This is a genomic window from uncultured Campylobacter sp. (genome assembly GCF_905373215.1).
Lineage (GTDB): Bacteria > Campylobacterota > Campylobacteria > Campylobacterales > Campylobacteraceae > Campylobacter_B.
On sequence record NZ_CAJPRT010000006.1, the window covers coordinates 35,443 to 58,073 of the forward strand.

Here is a 22,631-nt window from a genome sequence, read left to right on the forward strand (position 1 = left end):
ATGCCCTAAATTTAATCTTTTGCGCCATTATAACTAAGAATGGTTAAAATTTATAATTTTTAAAATCTAATTTAGCTAAAATGCGCCTTTAAAATTTAACTTGAAATAGGACAAATCATGGATATTAGAAGCGAATATTTAAATTTCTTTGCAAGCAAGGGCCATCAGATCATCCCTAGTGCACCGCTGGTGCCAGATGATGATAGCTTGCTTTTTACAAACGCGGGCATGGTGCCGTTTAAAAGCATATTTACAGGAGCCGTTCCGCGTCCGACACCGCCTATTCGCACGAGCTGTCAGACCTGCATCCGCGCCGGCGGCAAGCACAACGACCTAGACAACGTCGGCTACACCGCGCGCCATCATACGTTTTTTGAGATGCTTGGAAATTTCAGCTTCGGCGAGTATTTTAAAGAGCAGGCGATTGCCTATGCGTGGGAGTTTATCACTGAAATTTTAAAGCTTCCAAAAGACAAACTCTATGTTACCGTGCACGAAAAGGACGACGAAGCGTTCGGGTTCTGGGCGCGCCACATAGCGCAGGAGCGCATATATCGCTTCGGCGATCACGATAATTTTTGGGCGATGGGCGATACCGGGCCGTGCGGGCCGTGCAGCGAAATTTTTTACGATCAGGGTGAGGAGCATTTTCACTCGCCCGAGGATTATATGGGCGGCGACGGCGACCGCTTTTTAGAGATTTGGAATTTAGTTTTCATGCAGTACGAGCGCAGCAAAGACGGCAAGCTTAGCCCGCTTCCAAAGCCTAGCATCGACACGGGCATGGGGCTTGAGCGCGTTACGGCGATTAAAGAGGGTAAATTTAGCAACTACGACAGCTCGCTTTTTATGCCACTAATCGACGAGGTTGCAAAGCTTTGCGGCAAGCCTTACGCTTATGAAAGCGGCGCAAGCTATCGCGTCATCGCCGATCATATCCGCTCGGTTACGTTTTTGCTAGCACAAGGGACAAATTTTAACCGCGAGGGTAGGGGATATGTTTTGCGTAGAATTCTGCGCCGTGCCGTTCGCCACGGCTATTTGCTCGGCATCAAAGAGCCGTTCATGTACCGCCTCGTGGATAAAGTATGCGAGCTGATGGGTGGGCATTATGCCTATCTGAACGAAAAAAAGCAAGCCGTAAAGGAGCAGATCAAACTCGAAGAGGAGCGGTTTTTTGCCACTTTGGCAAACGGCATCGAGCTTTTTAACGAGGAGCTTGCACGTACTAAAGAAATTTTTAGCGGCGAGGTCGCGTTTAAGTTATACGATACCTACGGCTTTCCGCTCGATCTGACCGCCGATATGCTGCGCGAGAAAAATTTGCGCGTGGATGAGGCTAAATTTGACGCGCTTATGAGCGAGCAAAGGCAGATAGCTAAAGCCGCATGGAAGGGCAGTGGCGATAAAAACGTCCGTGGCGATTTCAAGGCGCTGCTAGAGAAATTCGGCGAGAATAGATTTAGCGGTTACGAAGAGCTTAGCCGCACGAGCAAGGTTTTAGCGCTACTTAATGAGGATTTTGCGGAAGTGGATGAGCTCAAAGCCGGCGATATCGGCTGGGCAATGTTTGATATCACTCCGTTTTATGCACAAAGCGGCGGTCAAACGGGCGATAGCGGCGAAGTGGAGTCCATAGCCGATGTGTTTGATACGCAGAAATTTTATGGGCTAAATTTATCCCACTTGCGCCTTAATCGTAACCTAAAAATTGGAGATATCGTCGGGCTCAAGGTTTCTGAGGAGCGTGAGCAGATTGCACGTCATCACAGCGCGACACATCTTTTACACGCGGCGCTTCGTGCGGTGCTAGGGGCTCATATCGCTCAAGCAGGAAGCTTGGTCGAAGCGGACCGCTTAAGATTTGACTTCTCGCATCCTAAGGCACTTAGCGACGAGGAGCTAGCTAAAATCGAGGAATTTGTAAATAATGCCGTTTGCAAGGGCTATGCGGCAAAAACCGAGATTATGGATATAGATGATGCTAAAAACAGCGGCGCGATTGCGCTTTTTGGCGAAAAATACGGCTCAAAAGTGCGCGTTGTGAGCTTTGGAGAGATTAGTAAGGAGCTTTGTGGCGGAATTCACGTGCGTAATTTAAGCGAGATAGGACCGTTTTTTATAGTCAAAGAAAGCGGCGTAAGTGCGGGTGTTAGGCGTATCGAGGCGGTTTGTTCGCGCGCCGCTTTAAATTTAGCGCTTCAAAATCGCGCTAAGCTTGCTGAAATTTCTACGGAGCTAAAAGGGATTGAGCCTCTCCGTGCGATTGAGAAATTAAAAGATGAGATCAGATCGCTAAAAGATCAGATCAAGCATGCAAGCAGTTCTCATGCACTGGCTTTTTTAAATGTCGGCGATACTAAACTTTGCGTAGCCTCGGTCGAAAGCGGTGATATAAAAACTATGATAGATGAGTTTAAAAATAGCCACGAAAAGGCGGCGATAATGTTGATGCAAGTAGGCACTGACGGCAAAATTTCAATCGCGGCAGGCGTTAAAAACGCGCCGATCAAAGCTGGCGAATGGGTTAAGCTCGCGGCGCAAATTTTAGGCGGCGGTGGCGGCGGACGCGATGATTTTGCGACTGCAGGCGGCAAGGACGTGCTAAAAATCGAAGAAGCGACCAAAGAGGCGATCTCTTACGCAAAAGGTAAAATTTGAACGAAATCGATACCGGCTTCATCAAAGCCTCGCAAATTTTGCCGCTGATTCACATTTTAAGCGTGATTTTTTTGGTCTGCGCGCAGATCTGCGTATTTTTGATCGCGCGAATTTTTATGAATTTAAGCAGTAAAAGCCAAGCGGATGCGAAGGATGTAAAATTTACAGAAATTTTGCGATATATGAAACGCTATGAGCAGTTCTTTGCGCTATTTTTGGTGATCGTTTGCGTAAGTGGATTTTTTCTTGCGGACGGCGGAGGTTTTAAATTTTCAGATCCTATGGTAAAAGGCGCGATTGCCACGCTGTGGGCTGGCGCCGGCTTTATACTACTAAATTTTATCTACATGCATTATAAAATTTCATCTTTGAAGCGAGCTTTGGATGCAGGCGATGAGCTTGAGGCGAATGAGCATTTAATCATCGTCGTTAAATATTTCATCCCGTTAAATATCGTAGTTACGCTGATTTGCGTTTATCTAGGCGTGACGGTGGGCGAGTTTTGATGATTTATTTAGCTTCCAGCTCGCCTACTAGAGCGCAAATTCTAAAGGATAACGGCGTAGAATTTACGCAAATTCCTTTTAATTTCGACGAAAGCGGCATTAGTAAGGACGATGCACGCATCTATGCTTACCGCGTTGCCGTAGCCAAAAAAACGCAGTTTTTTAAAATTTATAAAAATTATGATAGAGTGCTGTTTGCCGATAGCTCTGTGCTTGCCGGCGGTAAAATTTTAGGCAAGGCGCGGGATGAAGCGGACGCATTAAGGATGCTGCGAGCTCAAAGTGGTGCTAGCTGCGCCGTTTATACTGCGATGATTTTTTGCAGTAAGGCGCTAGAGCTTTCGGCACTTAGCGTCGCAAGCTTTGAATTTGCAGAATTTAATGAAGCGGATTTAAAAAGCTATATCGCTAGCGGCGATTGGTGCGGCAAGGCGGGTGCGATGAGTATCGAAGGCTTTAACGAAAAATATATCAAAAGCTCGCGTGGGTCGAAATTTACGGCGATGGGGCTTGATCTGGAAATTTTAAAGAGGTTTGTATGGTAAGAGTTTTATTTAGTTTTATTACGGTTTGTGCGTTTGCCGCAGGCGGGATTTTTTTGTATTTTTACTCGCAAATCCGCTTGGAATCGGACTCGATCATCGATTATCATCCCGAGCTTACGACTAAAATTTATGACCGCAACGGCAATTTGATAGCCAATGTTTTTAATGAACAAAATAGAATTTACGTAAAATTCGACGAGATCCCAGGTCGCGTGATCGAGGCGCTTGTAGCTATCGAGGATACGGCGTTTTTCGAACACGGCGGCGTGAATGTCGAGGCGATTTTTAGGGCGATTATTAAAGATGTCAAAGCGATGAAATTTGTCGAAGGGGCTTCCACGATTACGCAGCAGATCACGCGAAATTTAGTTCTTTCGAGCGAAAAGAAGCTTGATCGCAAGATCAAAGAAGCGATCCTATCGCTTAAGATCGAAAATGCCCTAAGCAAGGAACAAATTCTAGAGCGTTACTTTAACGAAGTGTATTTTGGGCACGGATATTACGGTATCCGCACGGCGGCTTTGGGATATTTCAAAAAAGATTTGCAAGATTTGAGCCTTAAAGAGATTGCGATTTTAGTGGGTTTGCCGAAAGCTCCTAGCAGCTTTGATCCTACTAAGCACCTGGATTTGTCGCTTTCGCGCGCCAATAACGTGATTTATAGGATGCATGAGCTCGGCTGGATAAATAAGACCGAATATGAGCTTGCGATGAACGAACAGCCTACGATCTACAACGAAACGCTCACGCAAAACGTAGCACCGTATGCCGTAGATGAGATCATAAAAGAAGCGGAAAAAATTCTACCGGACGTCCGAACGGGCGGATACCGCATAGATACGAGCCTTGATCTAAAGGCGCAGGCGATGGCGCAAGAGGCATTAGTTTTCGGCTACAATGAAATTTTAAAGCGCAACAAAGACGCTAATGCAAGCAACGTAAACGGCGCTATGGTCGTCACGCATCCACAAAACGGCGAAATTTTAGCCTTAGTAGGCGGTGTGGATTACGCGAAATCAAATTTCAATCGTGCCAGCCAATCCCAGCGCCAAACCGGCTCCAGCTTCAAGCCTTTCGTCTATCAAATCGCCCTTGATATGGGCTACTCGACGATGACCGAAGTACCCGATATAGCTAGAGAATTCGACGATGGCAGCGATAAAACGTGGAAGCCGAAAAATTACGACAAGACTTACAGCGGCTACATCACGATCAAAGAAGCTTTAACACGCTCGCGTAACCTTGCCTCGATCAATCTGATGCAATCTATCGGCGTTGATCGCGCGGTAAAAAAGCTGGGCGAGTTCGGCTTTAAGAACGTCCCGCCCGCCCTGTCGGTGGCTATCGGCAGCTACGGAATTTCGCCGCTTGAATACTCCACGATGTATTCGATGTTTCCGGGGCTTGGGATTACTGCAAAATCAAAATTTATCGTTTCGATTACCGATAAGGACGGCAAAACTCGCTTTATCGAGCCTGAGCGACGTCGCGTGCTGCGCCCTGAACAGGCATATCTGATGACTACGCTATTAAAAAATATCGTGCAGCGCGGCACCGGTACTCGCGCGCGCGTGCAGGGCATCGACATAGCGGGCAAAACAGGCACCTCAAATGATAGCATAGATGCATGGTTTTGCGGCTTTACGCCGGATTTGCAGATCATAATCTGGTATGGCAACGACGATTATAAACCTATGCGAAAGGTCGAGGGCGGCGGTCGCACTGCAGCACCGGTGTTTGCAAAATTTTTAGATGCCTATTTAAAAGAATATCCGCAAACCAAGCGCAACTTCACCGTCCCTGACGGCGTTTTTAGCCGCCAATACAACGGCAAGGAGGAGTATTACACTAAAATTTCGCCACTTCCTAAACCCCGCGAAAGCAGCAGCGACGGATCGCTTTAAATTTGGATGCAAATCCAAATTTAATCCGTTTTTGGAAGCCCTTACATAGATTGCGTTTATTACACAAACTATAAATATGCTAATTTTATAGTTTGTTTAGTGTTTGAGGCGATAAAATATACAATTCGCGGGGGCTAAAATAACAAGGAGACTTATAAAGTCTTTTAATTTAGACGATAAATTCGTCTGCTTTAGTAAAGCAATATCTATATCTTACGGCAAAGGAGTGGACAAAGATGAAAATAAGGGGAGAAGAATCTTTGAAGACAATTGCAAAAATGGAGAAAAATTTAGCTGCGAGGCGCTGAAGAATATCGATAAGATGGATAGTGGTGATGCAATTTCGGTCATGGTGCAATGAAAATTTTGGCTGCAGAATTTATTTAAACCTAAAAAGAGAATGTATGAATATTAGAAATTTGAAAGATATAATTGCTTATCCGATAGGAATTATGTTTATATTTCTTATAGTGATTTATCCGTGGTACAACTATATAATCTATCCAAGCCCGGAGAATATCAGTGAACTAAAAGTTATGAATGGAAGGATAATGGGGCGAGTTAGCGGAGCCGTAAAAGGCTCCCTAATGTTATAATTTCCGTTTTTTTGATACGGATAGAAACGAAACTTTCGTAATAACTCCTGTAGATTTTAATAAAATAGATCCGTTTTATAATTTTACTAAGTTGGGCGATAAAGCAGATTTATTAATAGATCGTAGAGTCAAAATTTGGTATGCAGAATTTCCAGGTACTACTGAGTCAGTACTTCGAGCGTATCAAATTTTAGTTTTAGATTATAATTTTAATGTAAAACCGGAACTAAAAAATCACACGTATTTCATAAAATTTCATGGTAAATATTATAAAGACGTATCGGTATATTTTCTTTTAATATTTTCTAATATATTTTTAGTTATTGTATTTATAAAATTTATTTTAAGATCTAAAGGAGAAAATTATGGCGAATTTTAATCCATCTGCAGCGATTGATTTTATAAAGGAGATTTCGAAACGCACATTCGATGAATCTGGATATGGCGCTGGCGTATATGATGCAATAAAAAATTATAATTCATTTGAGAAAGAAAAAAATGAGCAACAAAAGAAACAATATTTCGATAAATTTGCCACAGATGTTATTTCAATACTTTCTGGAGTGCGATAAAAGGTGCTAGCTCAGCTATATTTCCTGTGGCTTTGGATTTGGATTTAAAACAAATGGAATTAGATTAGAAAAAATATGGTTCCAGACAGTGGTCAACCGTAGTAACAACTGTATCAAATATTGTTTTAGCCCTACCCTTTGTTCCACCCCATATAGCTGTACCCCTCGCAATAGGGGGGAGCATTACTTTACTGTTATTGCTTGGTATTTAAGCGCCAAAGAGCAGATGGCATGGGATGGATTAAATGATTTTATAAAATTTTATGAATTTTTAAATAAAGATGAAGTTCAAGATTACTTAAAAGACCCTAACAAAGTAAATGTAACCGTTTCAAATTTGCGTATTATAGAAAATGATGGAAAAGCTATATTTACTGTGAGTATAGATAAGGCATTGGAAAATGATTTGAATTTAAGATTATTTACCGTAAAAGGCAGTGCATTAGAGGTAGAAGATTATGGTAAAATAGGCGGAGAGAAAAATTATATCTTTACAAAGATTCCTGCAGGAACCACCTCTATCACCCAAAAGGTAAGTATAGTAAGAGATGGTAAAACAGAGGGTAAAGAAGTGTTTTTGCTAGTAGCAGAAAGCTCACATTATTATGGATCTGATATAGAAAATGTAACCGAAATAGCCTCAGGGCTAGGTACCATTATCGACTTCCCAGAAGATAAATGTCCTCAAGCGATACACAAGAATTTTGATCTAAGCTTCACTCTTCCTAGCACTCAAACATACGGCGTAGGTGGAGGATTTGGCGGAGCTGGTGGAGCCGGTGGCTCTGCGTTTTGGGGCATAGGCTCAGTCCCTAGTATCTCAGTTCCTTCCAAGCAGCCAGCTCCGGACATTCCTTACGTAGAGTGTCCTAGTGAATCGGATCTTTACTTGATGTTGGTGACGAGATTAAAATCGGAATTAAATTCTGATTTAAATGTTAATTTGACTGGAAATAGAAGTATGAATTTTTATAAATCATTAACTTCACAAGCCGTAAACGAAAACGACAATTCAGACTCTTGCTCCGACGGTATGTGTGTACCTAGCCGCTCCGAGCAGAATCCTGGCTCCGGTAATAAAGATAAGGCGGGCTACGCTCCAAATGCGAATAATGTAAATTCCAAGCAAAGCGGAGCTGCGTTAAATTTATCGGGTACTACCGATATTGATAAATCCGGCAATAAACTCTATTTCGATATGAATTCCGACGGATTTAAAGAGAGGATGCTTGATTGGTTCGGGCAAGACGAGGGAGTGCTGGTAAACGATACAAATCGTAACGGCATAGTTGATAACGGCAGCGAGATCATAGGCAACAGATATTTAAATTCCAAGGGCGAAACTACCTTGGATACTTTATCTTTACTTAGAGATTTTGACGCTAATAAAGATGGAGTGATAGATAGCAAGGACAACTCCGGTCTAAGCGTCTGGATAGATAAAAATCGCAATGCGGAAACGGATGAGGGCGAACTGATCTCTATAAACGACGCCAACTCCCCGATCAAATCGATATCTCTAAATTATTTAGACACTCTTCTTAGTGGATATGATAGAAATCACGATATGAAGATCGATAAAAACGACAAAATTTATGATTATATCTACGTTAAAAATAATGACGATAACTCTATAAATTTATACATCTATGGAGACGATAGAGCAAGAGCATTCTTGGGGGATAAAACAAAAGATCTTACTTTACAAACAGACCAGGGGTTAAAAAGAGCAAAAGAGGTTATCTTTTATAAGGATGTGAAAGAGCTAAATTTAAATAAGCAAAAGCCTGAATATAGCGATCCTAGATCGATTCATTTGGTTTCCGATGCTGCACCTTGGGATTTGAATAAAGTAGAATATGCAAGGAATGTTGAACTTAAGGAAGAAAATTCTGTACTTACAGAGGAGTCTTTCGGTAATACTCTTTATACGTACAAAAGGGGAAGCGGCAAGGTCAATATAGATGATTGGAACGGCATAGATACCTTAAAATTTGGCGAGGGAATCAGTAGAGAAAATTTAATCATTGAAAAGGCAAGTGGATATATTAAAATTTACGTTAAAGATGGTATCGCTACCAAGGATGAGGATTTAAGCAAAATAACAGACGTAATTACTATGAGTCTGGGTGTAAATTATGCTATTGCGGGCGATGCACCTGTTGCAGAAGCGGAAGGCGCAGTAGCAGATAAAGCGGGTTATTCATCCGCGGATTCTCATTCTAGGAGTAAGCGAGCTGCTACCGCCCCAATAAAAACTACTGGAATTATAGAAAATATTGTTTTATCGAACGGCAATAGATTAAATCTGGATTTTTTATACAATGGTACCGATAAAAGCGATCTGATAGTTTGTGGAGACGATGATTGCGAAATTAATGCCGGAGATGGCGATGATACGATATTCGTAGGCAGTAGAAATAATACTATAGACGCAGGCAAGGGGAACGATACAGTAACTATGCATTTTGGATGGGATGTTGAGAGTAGTGTTAATGTTTTTAGATTTGGTAGGGGAGACGGAAAAGATTTTATAAAGGGTTTTGTAGGGCATAAATCGAGGTCTTTCGCTGAACAATTTGTAAATATAGAATTTAAAGAAGGAATTACTGCAAATGATATTATAATCAGAAGAAAACATGACTTATTTACTGGCGCACTATATGAGATAGCGCTAAAAGAAGATGGCAAAAGCTTTGAAGAGTTAAGCGATAAAATATATATTAGAGGGGGCGCTAGTTTAAAGTCGCTTAAATTTCAAGATGGTACTCGCTGGGGAAAGGAAGAGATAAATAATGCCAGAGAGGATAAAGTAATCCACAACTCACTTAATGCTTTTGTGCTTGATCTAAACAATAATGATATTACTTCCACTTCAGTAAGCGATGCATCTCCTAAATTAGATTTAAATGGCGAGATAAAAAAGAGTGGTTGGATAGAGCAAGGTGACGGATTGCTTGCCATGGATTTAAATAAAGATGGGCTTGTTGATCCCGCCAACGAACTAATAGGGGAAAATTTGGTGGATGGTTAGATAAAGACGATAACTATATAGTAAGAGAAACAGGATTTGCGGTATTAAAACAATTCGATAGCGATAATAACGGAATTTTAGACGAAAAAGACGATAAATTTAATGAGCTTTTAGTTTGGCAAGATAATTGCGATGGAATAAGCCAAAAAAGAGAGCTAAAAACCCTAAAAGAACTGGGAATAAATAGCTTGGATTTAGGCTCGTTCAAAGAATATGATAGAAGTGAAAACGGCAATATCATTTCTACCCATAGCACTTTTTTGCAAGATGGAGCAGATAAAAAAATCAAAAAATTATGGTTTAAATTAACCGATATAAACGAGGCTTTACCAGATCATGGCAACGAAGATCATTCGGGTCCGGTCGTTCCTAACCCGACCCCTAAAAACGGCATAAAGTCACTATCTAATGCAGGCATAGAGCGCATTGATATACGCAGTGGCTATACAGGCTCGGGAGGAGCTAAAATAGGTGCTAACGACGGTGAGCTTAGCTTTGAAAACAGATGGTTTAAATCGGATACTTTGGATACGGTCTACGAAAGGAAAGACACAGAGCAAGAGGGAGATCTTTCAAGCCTCGCAGAAAGCGGTAAAGTTAGATCGCTAAATGACGCTATGGCGGGCGATGATGGTTTGAAACGAAGCGTGCAAGAGTACAGAGCGGGTGCGGTAAATAAAGCGTTTGATGAGCTAAGTTCGGATATGGATAAAATTTTAGACAAATGGGCTTTAAACGATAATTTCGGCTCGCAGGACTTATCGCTGCCGCCGGTTGTGCTTGATCTTAACGGCAATGGCATCACATCTACGCCGCTAGATAATTCGCAGGCATATTTTGATTATATAAATGACGGCAGGAGAAATAAAACCGCATAGATAGAAAAGGGTGATGGAATTTTAGCCGTAGATATCAACAAAGACGGAATTATCAATAATTCTTTCGAGCTTTTCGGATCAAATTCCAAGCTTAAAAATGACACCTATGCAAAGGACGGCGTGCGGGCTCTAAAGGAGTTTGATAGCGATAATAATGGCGTGATCGACGAAAGAGACGAGAGATTCGGTGAGCTACTTCTTTGGCAAGATAATGGCGATGGCAAATGCGAAAAAGACGAAGTAAAAAGCCTAAAAGAGCTCGGAATTTCATCTATATCTTTAAAAACTACAGAGGATACCCAAAGCGAAAACGGTAATAAAATAACCGCAAGCGGGGAATTCAGTAGAAGCGACGGAAGCAGCGGCATAGTACGTGATGTGTGGTTTGAGACGAGCAAAAAGCAAAGCATCGCCCTTAGCGATCTAGATGACGAAACCGAAAAGAAAATCTCCGTCGTGGAGGCTTTCCGCGGCGCAAGGCTTAGCGCAGAACAAAGGGCGAATCCGTATATAATTACTGCGGTACTTAAAGAATACGAGAATATAAAATTTGATTCTATCAGTAAAATTTTAGCAAATAAACTTTTTGGCGAGGATGCGAAAAGCTGTGCACTTATGTTTAACGCTCTAAATTTAAAGTTAGCTCGCATAATTAGCGGTGAAGCGAATGCAAGTGAGACGGCTCTAGCGATCAATCTGCTAGCATCGGTGCTAAAAAGAGATTATAATTACGCGCTTTTTAAGCTCAATAAGAGTTATTTAAGCGATGATAAAATTTCGTCGCTTCTGGCTAAAACCGGTATAAAATTTAGTCTTTCAGGAAACGAGATCACGGGCGTTATCGGCAAGCATGTATTCGGCGATAAAACTAGTGAGACCTTTGATTATAGCAAAGAGCGTTCGGGCGTTATCGTCTCGTCAAAAGAGGGTAACGACCTCGTAGCGGGTTCAGATTTTAACGACGAGCTTTATGGCGGCGCAGGAAACGACATCTTAATGAGCGGCAGCGGCATAGATATTCTTAACGGCGGAGCCGGCAACGATCTACTAATCGGATCGAAAGATAGCAATATCTACGAATATTATTTAGGCGATGGCGAGGACATCATCTACGATGACGGCGGTGCGGATGCGTTAAGATTTGCCTTTTTAAGCCCTGAAGATCTGAAGTTTAGGCGAGATGGCGACGATATGAAAATTTCGGTCTACAATCCATATAATAAAACCGAAATTATAGGCGGCATAACTATAAAAAAAGGTTACACTGAAGGCAAGATAGAAAAATTTTATTTTGACGGCAAGGTTTATGATTTTGATGAGTTTATTAAAGAGATATCCGAAGCGGAACCTTCGCAAAACAATCCTGTAAAATTTAAAGATAAGCTCGTAAATGCCGAGTTAAACGACGTTAGACAGTTTGCATCCGCTTTAGAAGCAATTGATCCTGACGGCGATAAGCTTAGCTATGAAATTTTAAAAGATGCAGAAAATGGAAAATTCCGCATAAATGAATACGGAAGCTACGAATACATCCCGAACGATAAATTTATCGGCGAGGATAGCGTCAAAATTAGAGTGAGCGACGGTCGGGGCGGCTTTGATGAAAGTGAGATAAATTTAACGTAAAAGTTTCGGCTCCCGACATAAAAAGCGAAAAATTTATCTTCGATGAGGATACGAGCCTAACTGAGGTGCTCGAAGTGGAAAACAAAATAGACGGTGCGTTAAAATTTGAAATTTTAACTACAAATGAGAATTTGAGCACCGAGCTGGACGATAATGGAATGCTACACGTAAAACCTGCGCTAAATTTTAACGGCGAGCAAAGTCTTAAAATTAGAGTTACGAACGAATTTGGACTAAGTTGCGAAAAGGAGATTACTCTAAAAATCAATCCGGTAAATGATGCGCCGATCGTAGAAGATCCTAATGAAACCGTCACTCTTAAAAATACTTTCAGCTACGCGGGTAAGATAGCAGCTAGTGACGTAGACGGCGATGTGCTTCGATTTAAGCTTATTAGCGGCGGTAAAAATTTAAAGCTAAATTCCGACGGAAGTTATCTTTATAATTCAAAATCCGCAGGCGAAGAGGAATTTAAAATCGAAGTTAGCGATGGTGGTATCTCGGTTACCAAAACGCTTAAATTTAAAAACCTCGGCTACGTAAATGACGGAAGCGAAAATATCGTAATCGACGGTAAGGCAAGTGATACGCTAAATTTGACTACAAGCAGGGCAGCAGATCTTAAATTTGCAATATCGGGTAATGATCTGATCATTAATGGCGGTAGATCGAACACGACGCTTAAGGATTATTTCGTCTCAAAAGATATGAAACTTAACAAAATTCTTCTTGACGGCGACACTAAGATAAATATCTCAAATTCTAACCTGACGCTTCCAAGCAAGAAATGGTATCAGTTCAAAAAGACGGCTACTTTGAAAACAGCAGGCACCATCGTCTCATCCGGTGATAAAAACATCCTAAACGGCTCGAAGCAAAACGACACCATCATTAGCCTTGGTAAATTTAACCATATCAATGCAGGTAAGGGTGACGATGTAATCTTTGCGGCGGAGGGCGATATCGCAAACGGCGAGAGGGGAAACGATACGCTGATAGCCACTGCAAATCGCGCTACGCTTATCGGTTCGGACGGCGATGATACATACATCGTATCTGTGAGTTTAGACGGCGTCGTGATTAGAGATAAAGAGTATTTAAGCTTAAAAGACGGCGGCAAAGATGTGCTAAAACTACAAGGCGCTCGCAAGGATGAAATTTCATTTAGCAGAAGCGGGGTTTTCGGCAAGGATTTAGTATTGCGTTACGCAGGCAAAAGCCTAACCATAGAAAACCAGTTCAGCTCTAAATCTGCTGTAGAGAGAATAGAGCTTGGTGATGGAGATTACATCACTAGCGATAAAATTTCAAAGATCATAGAGGATCTAAATTCTTATGCGAGCGATAAAGGATTTGTAAATTTCGGTGAGGATAAATTCCGTTCTAATGAGCAGATCGCACAGATTTACGCAAGCGGCTGGAGTAATTAAGTAAAATTAGGCGAGGAAAATTCCTCGCCCCTCATTTACCTGCTGCATATCTTTTTCTGTCTCTAAGTTGCGCGCACATCGTGCCGCCATGCTGATTAATCATTTAAAATCACCAATTTGGCGCTATTTAATTACCGTATCTTTACGCCATTTTATACGTATATTTTCTCAATCGTTTCGTACTCCTTCCAAGTATACTTTAATAAATTTTAGCTTAAGCAGATAAATTTTATCTTTTTATTGACGAGCCTCAATGCTTATCGAAATTTAAATAGGTAAAATTCTCTCCTAATTTCAGTTAAAGGAGTGAAAATGGCAGAATTTAAAAGGCTCTGGATGACGCTTGTAGCGGTACTCATCGTGGGCTTTAGTTTCTTGGGTTTTTACGGTGGCGAGGTTTATAGGCAGTCTCCGCCGGTGGTAAAATTTACCGATGCTAGCGGCAACGAGTTGATCGGTACCGAGCGTATTTACCGCGGGCAGGAGGCCTGGCAGAGCATCGGCGGTATGCAGGTAGGCTCGATTTGGGGTCACGGCGCATATCAGGCGCCCGATTGGAGCGCAGATTGGCTGCATAAGGAGCTAGTCGCGTTTATGGACATTAAGGCGCAGGAGCGCTTCGGAGCGAAATTTGACGCTTTGAGCGACGAGCAAAAGGCGCAGATCAAGGCGCTTACCAAGGCCGAGTACCGCACCAACACCGTAAAAGACGGCACCGTTAAGCTAAGCGATGATCGCTTGAGGGCTATGGCGGTCGTAAAAGACGAGTACATGGGCGTTTTCGGAAACGATCCGCGCTTTAAAAAGCTTCGCGAGGATTACGCGATGAAGGAAAACACGCTCGCAAACGAGCAACACCGCGCCGAGCTCATGGATTTCATCTTTTGGACTGCGTGGGCGGTTTCTACGGATCGTCCGAGCGGAGAGGCGACCTATACCAATAACTGGCCGCACGAGCCGCTGATAGACAATGTCCCTACCACGGAAAACGTCGTTTGGACGATCGCAAGCCTCGTTATTTTGCTTACCGGCATCGGTCTTCTGGTGTGGTTTGGAAATTTCTACGGCAAAAAGGACGAGGATTTCGAGGCTCCTGCGAAGCTTAGCGCCGATCCGATCGCCGCTTTGGCGCTTACGCCGTCGCAAAAGGCGCTCGGCAAATATCTTTTCGTAGCGGTTGCATTGTTTGCATTTCAGGCCTTTATCGGCGGCTTTGTTGCGCACTATACGATCGAGGGTCAGTCCTTTTTCGGGCTTGATATTTCGCAGTATATTCCTTACTCGCTAGCGCGCACCTGGCACGTGCAGGCGTCCATTTTCTGGATCGCTACGGGCTTTTTGGCGGCGGGATTGTTTCTGGCTCCGATCATCAGCGGCGGCAAGGATCCGAAATTTCAAAAGCTCGGCGTGGACGTGCTTTTCTACGCGCTTCTTTTCTTGGTCGTCGGCAGCTTCGCGGGCGAATACATGGCGATTGCGGGCAAGATGGATCCAAGCAGCAGCTTCTGGATCGGGCATCAAGGATACGAGTATTTAGACCTCGGTAGAATTTGGCAGCTGATACTGTTTGTGGGCCTTGTGATCTGGATGGTGCTCGTGCTTCGCGGCTTTATTGCGGGCTTTAGAGCCGAGGGCGATAAAAATTTATTAGCGATCTTCACCGCTTCGGTTATCGCCGTGGGGCTTTTTTACGGTGCGGGACTATTCTACGGACAGCGCTCGCCGATCCCTGTGATGGAGTATTGGCGCTGGTGGGTCGTGCACCTTTGGGTCGAGGGATTTTTCGAGGTTTTCGCGACGGCGTCTTTGGCGTTCGTATTCGCGTCTTTAGGTTTAGTAAGCAAGAAATTTGCCACTTACACCTCGATTGCTAGCGCATCGATTTTCCTAATCGGCGGAATTCCTGGCACCTTCCACCACCTCTATTTTGCGGGCACCACTACGCCGATAATGGCTGTGGGTGCAAGCTTTTCGGCGCTTGAAGTCGTGCCTTTGGTGCTTTTGGGTTCAGAGGCGTTTCATTACTACAAGCTTCAATTCGCGCAGGATTGGGCTAAGCGTCTAAAATGGCCGCTTTACTGCTTCATCGCCGTGGCATTTTGGAATATGCTGGGCGCGGGCGTTTTCGGCTTTTTAATCAACCCGCCGCTTGCGCTATTTTACATCCAGGGTTTAAACACCACCGCAGTGCACGCACATACGGCGCTATTTGGCGTATACGGCTTTTTGGCGCTCGGCTTCGTGTGGCTCGTGGCGCTGTATATCTACAGGCAAAAAAGCTTTGACGATACGCTGATGAAGATCGGCTTTTGGGCGCTTAACGCAGGTCTGCTTCTAATGGTGCTGATTTCGCTATTACCTGTCGGAATTTTGCAGGCGTTTGCGGCGATCGACGTGGGTATGTGGTATGCAAGAAGCGCAGAGTTTTTGCAGAAAGACAGCCTCTACGGGCTCCGCTGGGCGCGCATCATCGGCGATACGATCTTTTTGGTAGGAAGCGTGTGCTTCTTGCTTCAAATCGTGCGAATGATATTCTTGCGCGCTAAATAGAGCTTTCGCGAGCTTTTATCGCTTGCTTTGCCTCGCAGGAATTTTATATTCTTGCGAGGCTTTTTAAATTTAGCGCGCTTCGCGCGAGCTTTTTTCCGCAAAGGGGAGCTGCGCGCGAGTCTTTGCCGCGGACGATATCCGCGCGAGCTTTAAGTTTAGCCGCAAATTGCGCTAAATCTTTAAAATTTTAAAATTTCATCCTCTTAAATTTACCCGAGCCAAATTTTAAATTTGCTAAAATTACCGCCGAAATTTTAATCTCAAGGAGTGAAAAATGGGTGTGCGAGAGCGAATTTTAGAAGACATAAAAACGGCGATGAAAAGCGGCGATCACTTCCGCAGAGACAGCCTGCGGATGCTTAACGCCGCGCTTAAACAGGTCGAGGTGGACGAGCGCATCAGCCTTAGCGACGAGCGCGTCTTTAGCATACTTCAAAGCGAGATCAAGCGCCGAAACGACTCCGCGGCGCAGTACCGCGCGGGCGGTCGCGACGATCTGGTGCAAAAAGAGCAGGGTGAGATCGAGATTATCGCGTCCTATCTGCCCGCGCAGCTAAGCGATGCCGAGCTTGCCGCCGAGGTTGGCTCGCTAATCGCCGAGCTTGGCGCTAGCGGCGCAAAGGATATGGGGCGCGTGATGAAAGCCGCCAAGGAAGCGCTCGGCTCAAGCGTGGACGGCAAGCGGCTAAGCGAGGCGGTCAAAGCGGCACTGAAATAGCCTGCGTTTGAGGTAAATTTAAGTCCGGCTGCGGCTAAATTGTATCGACGTAAAATTTCGCTGCTGAAATTTTTTGAGATAGAGCTTTGGCTACGGAATTCATACGCTAATTTAAAATTTTAAAGGATCATCATGAAAAAATTTATCGCGGTTTTACTAGCTGTCCTGCTTGTGGGATGCCAGTGCAAACAAAACGTAGTGCCTGGGGCGAACGAAACGCCCGAAAAGATTACGGCATTTTTCATAAACGATGGCAAGGAATACATCGTAGGCGAGAAACTCAGCTATGTGCTTACGGATGGCTCGTCGCTTAGGAATATCTCGGAATTTTACGACGGCGGATACGCCAAAGGGCTTAAGCGCGAGTTTGTGCAAATCGAAGTGATGGATGCGAAAAACGGCGAGGTGCGCGGTAGCTTCAGCGCATTTTTGAATTCCGCAGCGGGCGCGGACGTCGCTAAAATCAAGGCTCTAGCGAACCGCATCGAAATCGATGAGAAAAAAGGCGAGATCGAGGTTATTTTTAACTTTGATGCGCGAGTAGTGCAGATCAAAAATCTTAGCGAAATAATGAAGCCTAGTGATAGGTTGCGCTCCCCGATTCCGGCAAACATCGAGGTTAGGCCTGAACGCTGTGAAGGCAACATCGTCTTAGATGCTATAGGCACTATTGTGGCTATACCGGTGATAATCGTGGGGATGGTGTTGTTTGTTGCCTATGGTGGCGATGGAGGCGCTGGCGATGCAACACTATAGCCCTCGATAATAAAAGCCGTGAAAATTCCGTATCTTACAGCAAAACTTACAATGTAATGAGCGATGAAGCTCGGCGAAATTTGGCATAACTTAGATCGCAAGTTCGATCTATTTATGATCGCGTTTTATTTGGCGGCGATGTGGTATGGATTTCTTTTTAGCTTGAATCCTAAAAGCTTAGATGATCTGAAAATCGCGAATGGAATAATCATGGATGTCGGAAGCGATGATGGGCGCGAATATATGCAGATTTTTACGGACGAGCGCAAATTTATCAAAGTCTTTTTGAATGGCGATACGGATAACTTAACCTACTTTTATAAAAATAAAATTTTGCTCAATGCAGCAATTGCTGAAGCTAATTTTAAGCGCTCAGGAGCGGACGAGTGGCGAGACGTGAATATCAAGCCTTCTATCTCGCTAATCGCATACGAATGGCTGGAAGGCAAGCGAGTTAAAGCTTGGTATCAAAGCCGTCCGTTTCCGTTTCAGAGTCGCGGCACGGCATATCAAGTTTTATTTTTGGATTACAATGCAAGCATAGATCCGCCGCAGCGCGAGTATTTGATGAAATTCAGATATGACAAATACGCCGCGATGGATGATAAATTTACAGCTACGATATTTGGAGCTTTGACGCTCATTTTTCTTGCGATAGCGGCAAGCAAAATTTATCGAGCGTGCCAGTTATCATAAAATTCTATGACGCTAAATTTTGAGCAGTGCGCGGAATTTGTAGCGCGTCCGTTTCGCGCCTTTGCTCATTAAGCGGCGCTTCGGCTTTACGGCGCGGCGCGCGCCGTAAATTTTACTTTGTGTCCGTAAATTTAAAGCCCGTGATCGCTTGCGGCTGATTTAAGGCAGGAATTATGCTTATTTTTACATTGTGCTTTTGCGGCTTTGCGGTGCTTTGTAACCTGATTTGCCGCGCGATGAAAAGAGGCGATGCCTCGCTGCTCGCGCGATTGAAAGCTTCAAAGCTCGCCCGCGTCTTTGCTAGAGCTTTCGTTCCTTTCGGCGAAGCGCCTTTGATTAAAATAGGGTTTTTGCAAGTAGCGGGAATTTTCGCATTCGCCGCGCTTTTTTTATCGGTAATCTTATTTTTAAACGCCCCCGAAAATAACGACATCAGCGGCGCGCAAATTCTAAGCGGCGAGCTCGTATCCTATGAGCGTCATCGCCATTACAAAAGCGATTATTGCGATATCGAAATTCGCACGAGCGAGGGCGAGCTGGAGCGGCTGCGATCGGGCATTTGCAGGGATGAAATGCAATTTCGTCGCGGCGAGCGGGTAAGCATTTGGTATAGACGCGATTTGATGCATCCGGGTGAAATCAGAATTTATCAGTTAAAATTTGAAAAGGATAAGGGCTATTTGATCGAATTTAACGAGGGCAGAAGAGATACCTATCTCAAAACGGCGGCGGGCTCGCTTTTTGTGCTCGCGCTATGCCTGGCGCTGATATACGCGCTTAATACAGACGAGGCGCGAGAGGCTTATGAGCGCAAAAAGCGTTAGGCTCGCGGCGCACGGAATTTATCGCAAATAGCGGCGCGCGAAATTTTAAAATGCGACTTTGAAATTTGGCTATTTTGCGAACCGATTCATAAATCGAATTTAGGGCGCGCGGAATTCATCGCAGCTTTAAGGATTGCGCGTGAGATTTAAATTCGCAGCCTCGGCGTAAATTTAAGCCGTTATTAAAATGCAGACACGGCTGATATGCCCGCGCTGACAACCGCATTTTTTGATAAATTTAAGGCGCTACTCAAATACAAACCGCAGCAGGCTTTAAATTTAATAAATTCGGCTTGATAAATTTGCCTCGCGCCAAATTTTGAAATTTTGCAGTTTTCCCCGTGCCGCTTCGCTTAAATTTTAAAATTTCGGCGATTTTGCGGCGCCTAGCAAAAAAAGGCGCGGTCGCAAGAGGTTCAGCTTCCGTAAAATCGGCTTTAAATTTAAAGCCCGAAATATACAAAAACAAGCCGTTTCATAGAGTGCTTGTTTCGCGGATTTGCGTTTTTAAAATTCTAAAAATTTCCGCTCGCAGCGCGCGTTTAAAATTTCAAATTCACGCTACGTTTGCCTCGGCTTGCTGCACGAAATTTAAATCGCCAAAATAAGAGCAAACGCGCTAAAATAGCCCATTTATCAGCCCCTTAATCGCGTCTGATTTCTCCTTTTTCGCGTCGTTTTTGCTGCTGTTATCGTCCTTTTTCACGCCGAAAAGCTTGTCGATACCCTTGCCGATCTGCTTGTCGAGCTTGCCCTTTAGATAGTCCGATTGGATATTGTATTTCGGCTCTTTGATCGTGCCGGTGATGTTTATTTCAAGATCGGTCTTTTCGATATTTGCCTTAACCGGCACCGAAATCGCGCCCGTTTTGCTATCCAGTGTGCCGCCGGTGACATTTAGCTTGCTTTTTTGCGCGCTCATATCGGCGTTAAAATTAATTAAATTCTGCTTGATCGTGCCGTTTACTTTGGCGTCGTTATAGACCTCGCCGCCTAGATCGCGTCCTAAAATTTTACCGATTTTATCGATCAATCCGCCGCTAGGAAGGCGGCCGTTGTTGATGATCGCGTCGAATTTTCCGCCGTGCGAGCTCGTATTATACGTAAGATTTGCGTTGCCCGTGCCGTCGTAAACGTGATCGATATTTAGAAGCGTCGTAAGTTCTTTGACGATGAAATTTTGGATTTTAAAGTTCGCCTCATCGCCCGCAATCTGTCCGTTTAACTCGCCGCCCGCGACTTTAGAATTTACGGTAGCAAATAGGCTCTTGCCGTCGTGCGAAAGCTCGCCGGTAGCGGCAATTTTGCCGTTTAGTCTGCGATTTAGAAAAAACTCGAGTCGCTGCAGACTCGGGATCAGCAGTGCGTAGTTTGCCTTAAGCGTTTTGTTTTTGAGCTCGTAGGTGCCGTTTAGGCTCTGAAGCTGCGCCAGATCGGAGTTTGCGCTTACGCTAAAGGTTGCGATGGAGTTTTTGATATTTGTCTGCGCCTGTGCGTCCGTTTTCAGATCGCCTGAGAAGCTCTTGCCCGTCGCGCCGTCTAAAAATTTCTTAAAAATCACGCCGTTAGCGAGCGAAATTTGCGCCGTGCCGTTGATGCCGTCTTTTAAGCTTAACTTCGCATCGCCGTTTATCGTGCCCTCTCCGATCGCGCTGCCGTAAAACAGAGCCGAAAGCACGGCCAGATTTAGATTGCTCGCCTTAAGCTTTAGATCGCTTAAATTTCCGCTCGCATTCAGGTTACCGCCCATAGCGTTTAAATTTAAGTTTATATTTTTAAGCTCATTTTGCGCTAAAGCTGCGCTAAGCTCGCCGTTTGCCTTGCCCTGCAGCTTCACTCCCAGGACGTTTTGCAGCGCGGCTAGATCGTTTGCGTTTAGCTTTGCGGACAGCTCGCCGTTTTTGTTTTTTAGATCGTATTTGGCTCCCGCATCCGCTTTAAGCGCGTCTTTAAACGCTGAAATTTGCGAGTTTGAAAGCTCAAGCGTATAAAAATCGGTCTTTAAATTTCCGTTTGCTTTAACGTCGCCTGAAATTTTACGCCCGATAAGGCTTTCGAGCTTCGCAAGATCGGGCAAATTCAGATTGAAATCGGAGTTTAAAGTTTTGTTTTTCAGATCAAATTCCGATTTTTCGGCGCTGATCTTGCCTAGCGTCGAATCGATCTTACTTACTGCTCGCAGGACGTCATTTTGCGCCGTGATGTCCGAATTTAACGTGATCTGCACGCCCTTTGGGATGGAGATGTTCATATCTTTAAACGCAGATTCGTTTAGGATCAAATTTGAGCTCTTGATGCTTGCGTTGCCCTCTGCGCCGCTGCCTCCAGCTTTGATGTCCGAGAGCACGTCGATATTTCCTTTTACGTAGATCGGCAGAGAGGCCACGGCAAGGGCCTTTTCGACGTTTAGGCCCTTAGCATCGATTTGCAGATCAAGCGGACTAAGGTCTTTTAAATTTGCCAAAAATTTTACGTTACTATCAAAAATCCGCCCGCTGCCGTTGATGCCGAATTTGTCAAGATCGCCTAAAATTTGCCCTTTGAGGCTTAGCCCTTCGCTCGTTTTTATGCCGAGCTTGGCTAGATCGTGCGCATTTGCGTCGTAGTTAAGATCGAAAGAGCGCGCAAAAAGCGAGTATTTACCCTTTACGTTTACGCTCGCGGCGTCATTTACGTTGGCGCTGATGTCCAGATCGCCAAAATTTAGATCGAATTTCTCAAGCTTCACGTCAAGGCCGCTTTTTTCTTTGATCAAATTTTCTATATAAGGCTTAGCAAGATTGTTGCCAAAATCGCTGAAAAATAGGCAGCCCGCGCCTACGATAAGCAGGATTAAAATTCCTGCGATTATGCCGAAAATTTTCATTTCGTCCCCTTAAAATTTAAAATTTGAGGGTATTATAGCCCTTAAAATTTAACGTTTGAAATCTCAATACTTGAGTTAAAATCACTAAAGTTTTATAAAAATTTTTCATAAACTATTGACAAGATTTTAAATTTTGCATATAATCTTAGCACTCAAACACATTGAGTGCCAATTTTAGAAATCACAAATCAAAGAAAGGACTGAAATGAAATTTCAACCACTTGGCAAGCGCGTTCTAATAGAGCGCGAGGAGGAAACTAAAAAGACCGCTTCGGGCATCATCATCCCCGACAATGCTTCAAAAGAGAAGCCTTCGACCGGCAAAATCGTAGCCGTCGGCAGCGAATGTGAAGGTGTCAAAAATGGCGATACCGTAGCGTTTGCAAAATACGCAGGTAGCGAGATTAGCTTAGATGATAAGAAATTTCTTATCTTAAATTTAGAAGATGTTTTAGGTATAATTAAATAA

At 43.9% G+C, this 22,631-nt stretch carries 17 protein-coding genes; 16 read left to right on the forward strand and 1 reads right to left on the reverse strand.

The window, feature by feature from the left end; genetic code table 11:
- Positions 1 to 117: 117 nt before the first annotated feature.
- The 15 genes from alaS to QZ176_RS04440 all read left to right on the forward strand — a co-directional run bounded on the left by alaS (position 118) and on the right by QZ176_RS04440 (position 19,296).
- Positions 118 to 2,661 carry an alanine--tRNA ligase gene (gene alaS, locus QZ176_RS04370; RefSeq protein WP_295151457.1) on the forward strand — a complete coding sequence of 848 codons (2,544 nt, stop codon included), beginning with the start codon at positions 118 to 120 and terminating at the stop codon, positions 2,659 to 2,661.
- Positions 2,658 to 3,167: a hypothetical protein gene (locus tag QZ176_RS04375; protein WP_295151458.1), complete on the forward strand. Its 510-nt coding sequence runs from the start codon at positions 2,658 to 2,660 to the stop codon at positions 3,165 to 3,167. Before alaS ends, QZ176_RS04375 begins: the two co-directional genes overlap by 4 nt.
- Positions 3,167 to 3,712 (forward strand): septum formation inhibitor Maf, encoded by a 546-nt coding sequence (gene maf / locus QZ176_RS04380; RefSeq protein ID WP_295151459.1) that lies wholly within the window; start codon positions 3,167 to 3,169, stop codon positions 3,710 to 3,712. Before QZ176_RS04375 ends, maf begins: the two co-directional genes overlap by 1 nt.
- Entirely contained in the window at positions 3,706 to 5,616 is a 1,911-nt protein-coding gene (locus QZ176_RS04385) for a PBP1A family penicillin-binding protein (protein ID WP_295151460.1), read from the forward strand. Before maf ends, QZ176_RS04385 begins: the two co-directional genes overlap by 7 nt.
- 226 nt (positions 5,617 to 5,842) lie before the next feature.
- Complete coding sequence (locus tag QZ176_RS04390; RefSeq protein WP_295151461.1) at positions 5,843 to 5,977, forward strand: hypothetical protein; 135 nt, start codon at positions 5,843 to 5,845, stop codon at positions 5,975 to 5,977.
- A 600-nt stretch (positions 5,978 to 6,577) separates the two neighbouring features.
- Positions 6,578 to 6,784, forward strand: a complete 207-nt coding sequence (locus tag QZ176_RS04395) for a hypothetical protein (protein ID WP_295151462.1) — start codon at positions 6,578 to 6,580, stop codon at positions 6,782 to 6,784.
- A 226-nt stretch (positions 6,785 to 7,010) separates the two neighbouring features.
- Entirely contained in the window at positions 7,011 to 9,818 is a 2,808-nt protein-coding gene (locus tag QZ176_RS04400; RefSeq protein ID WP_295151463.1) for a hypothetical protein, read from the forward strand.
- A gap of 188 nt (positions 9,819 to 10,006) precedes the next feature.
- Positions 10,007 to 10,696, forward strand: a complete 690-nt coding sequence (locus QZ176_RS04405; RefSeq protein WP_295151464.1) for a hypothetical protein — start codon at positions 10,007 to 10,009, stop codon at positions 10,694 to 10,696.
- A gap of 120 nt (positions 10,697 to 10,816) precedes the next feature.
- Complete coding sequence (locus QZ176_RS04410) at positions 10,817 to 12,322, forward strand: Ig-like domain-containing protein (protein ID WP_295151465.1); 1,506 nt, start codon at positions 10,817 to 10,819, stop codon at positions 12,320 to 12,322.
- A 17-nt stretch (positions 12,323 to 12,339) separates the two neighbouring features.
- Positions 12,340 to 13,752 (forward strand): Ig-like domain-containing protein, encoded by a 1,413-nt coding sequence (locus QZ176_RS04415; RefSeq protein WP_295151524.1) that lies wholly within the window; start codon positions 12,340 to 12,342, stop codon positions 13,750 to 13,752.
- A gap of 312 nt (positions 13,753 to 14,064) precedes the next feature.
- Positions 14,065 to 16,302, forward strand: coding sequence for a nitric-oxide reductase large subunit (locus tag QZ176_RS04420; RefSeq protein ID WP_295151466.1), 2,238 nt, complete (start codon positions 14,065 to 14,067; stop codon positions 16,300 to 16,302).
- A gap of 274 nt (positions 16,303 to 16,576) precedes the next feature.
- Positions 16,577 to 17,020 (forward strand): GatB/YqeY domain-containing protein, encoded by a 444-nt coding sequence (locus tag QZ176_RS04425; protein ID WP_295151467.1) that lies wholly within the window; start codon positions 16,577 to 16,579, stop codon positions 17,018 to 17,020.
- A 132-nt stretch (positions 17,021 to 17,152) separates the two neighbouring features.
- Positions 17,153 to 17,776, forward strand: a complete 624-nt coding sequence (locus QZ176_RS04430) for a hypothetical protein (protein WP_295151468.1) — start codon at positions 17,153 to 17,155, stop codon at positions 17,774 to 17,776.
- Between the two features lie 63 nt (positions 17,777 to 17,839).
- The gene (locus QZ176_RS04435) at positions 17,840 to 18,472 is read left to right on the forward strand and encodes a hypothetical protein (protein ID WP_295151469.1); all 633 of its coding nucleotides are present in this window, start codon (positions 17,840 to 17,842) and stop codon (positions 18,470 to 18,472) included.
- 173 nt (positions 18,473 to 18,645) lie between these two features.
- Positions 18,646 to 19,296: a hypothetical protein gene (locus tag QZ176_RS04440; protein ID WP_295151470.1), complete on the forward strand. Its 651-nt coding sequence runs from the start codon at positions 18,646 to 18,648 to the stop codon at positions 19,294 to 19,296.
- A gap of 619 nt (positions 19,297 to 19,915) precedes the next feature.
- Here the strand turns inward: QZ176_RS04440 and QZ176_RS04445 are convergent.
- Entirely contained in the window at positions 19,916 to 22,162 is a 2,247-nt protein-coding gene (locus tag QZ176_RS04445; RefSeq protein WP_295151471.1) for a hypothetical protein, read from the reverse strand.
- A gap of 205 nt (positions 22,163 to 22,367) precedes the next feature.
- Here QZ176_RS04445 and groES point away from each other — a divergent pair, with 205 nt between their 5' ends.
- Positions 22,368 to 22,631 (forward strand): co-chaperone GroES, encoded by a 264-nt coding sequence (gene groES, locus QZ176_RS04450; protein ID WP_295151472.1) that lies wholly within the window; start codon positions 22,368 to 22,370, stop codon positions 22,629 to 22,631.

Excerpts from the sequence above, each read along its gene's own strand:
- QZ176_RS04395 (WP_295151462.1), top strand. The coding sequence starts at position 6,578 with ATGGCGAATTTTAATCCATCTGCAGCGATTGATTTTATAAAGGAGATT.
- QZ176_RS04445 (WP_295151471.1), bottom strand. The coding sequence starts at position 22,162 with ATGAAAATTTTCGGCATAATCGCAGGAATTTTAATCCTGCTTATCGTA.
- QZ176_RS04420 (WP_295151466.1), top strand. The coding sequence starts at position 14,065 with ATGGCAGAATTTAAAAGGCTCTGGATGACGCTTGTAGCGGTACTCATC.
- alaS (WP_295151457.1), top strand. The coding sequence starts at position 118 with ATGGATATTAGAAGCGAATATTTAAATTTCTTTGCAAGCAAGGGCCAT.
- QZ176_RS04400 (WP_295151463.1), top strand. The coding sequence starts at position 7,011 with ATGGCATGGGATGGATTAAATGATTTTATAAAATTTTATGAATTTTTA.
- maf (WP_295151459.1), top strand. The coding sequence starts at position 3,167 with ATGATTTATTTAGCTTCCAGCTCGCCTACTAGAGCGCAAATTCTAAAG.
- groES (WP_295151472.1), top strand. The coding sequence starts at position 22,368 with ATGAAATTTCAACCACTTGGCAAGCGCGTTCTAATAGAGCGCGAGGAG.
- QZ176_RS04385 (WP_295151460.1), top strand. The coding sequence starts at position 3,706 with ATGGTAAGAGTTTTATTTAGTTTTATTACGGTTTGTGCGTTTGCCGCA.
- QZ176_RS04425 (WP_295151467.1), top strand. The coding sequence starts at position 16,577 with ATGGGTGTGCGAGAGCGAATTTTAGAAGACATAAAAACGGCGATGAAA.
- QZ176_RS04430 (WP_295151468.1), top strand. The coding sequence starts at position 17,153 with ATGAAAAAATTTATCGCGGTTTTACTAGCTGTCCTGCTTGTGGGATGC.
- QZ176_RS04440 (WP_295151470.1), top strand. The coding sequence starts at position 18,646 with ATGCTTATTTTTACATTGTGCTTTTGCGGCTTTGCGGTGCTTTGTAAC.
- QZ176_RS04435 (WP_295151469.1), top strand. The coding sequence starts at position 17,840 with ATGAAGCTCGGCGAAATTTGGCATAACTTAGATCGCAAGTTCGATCTA.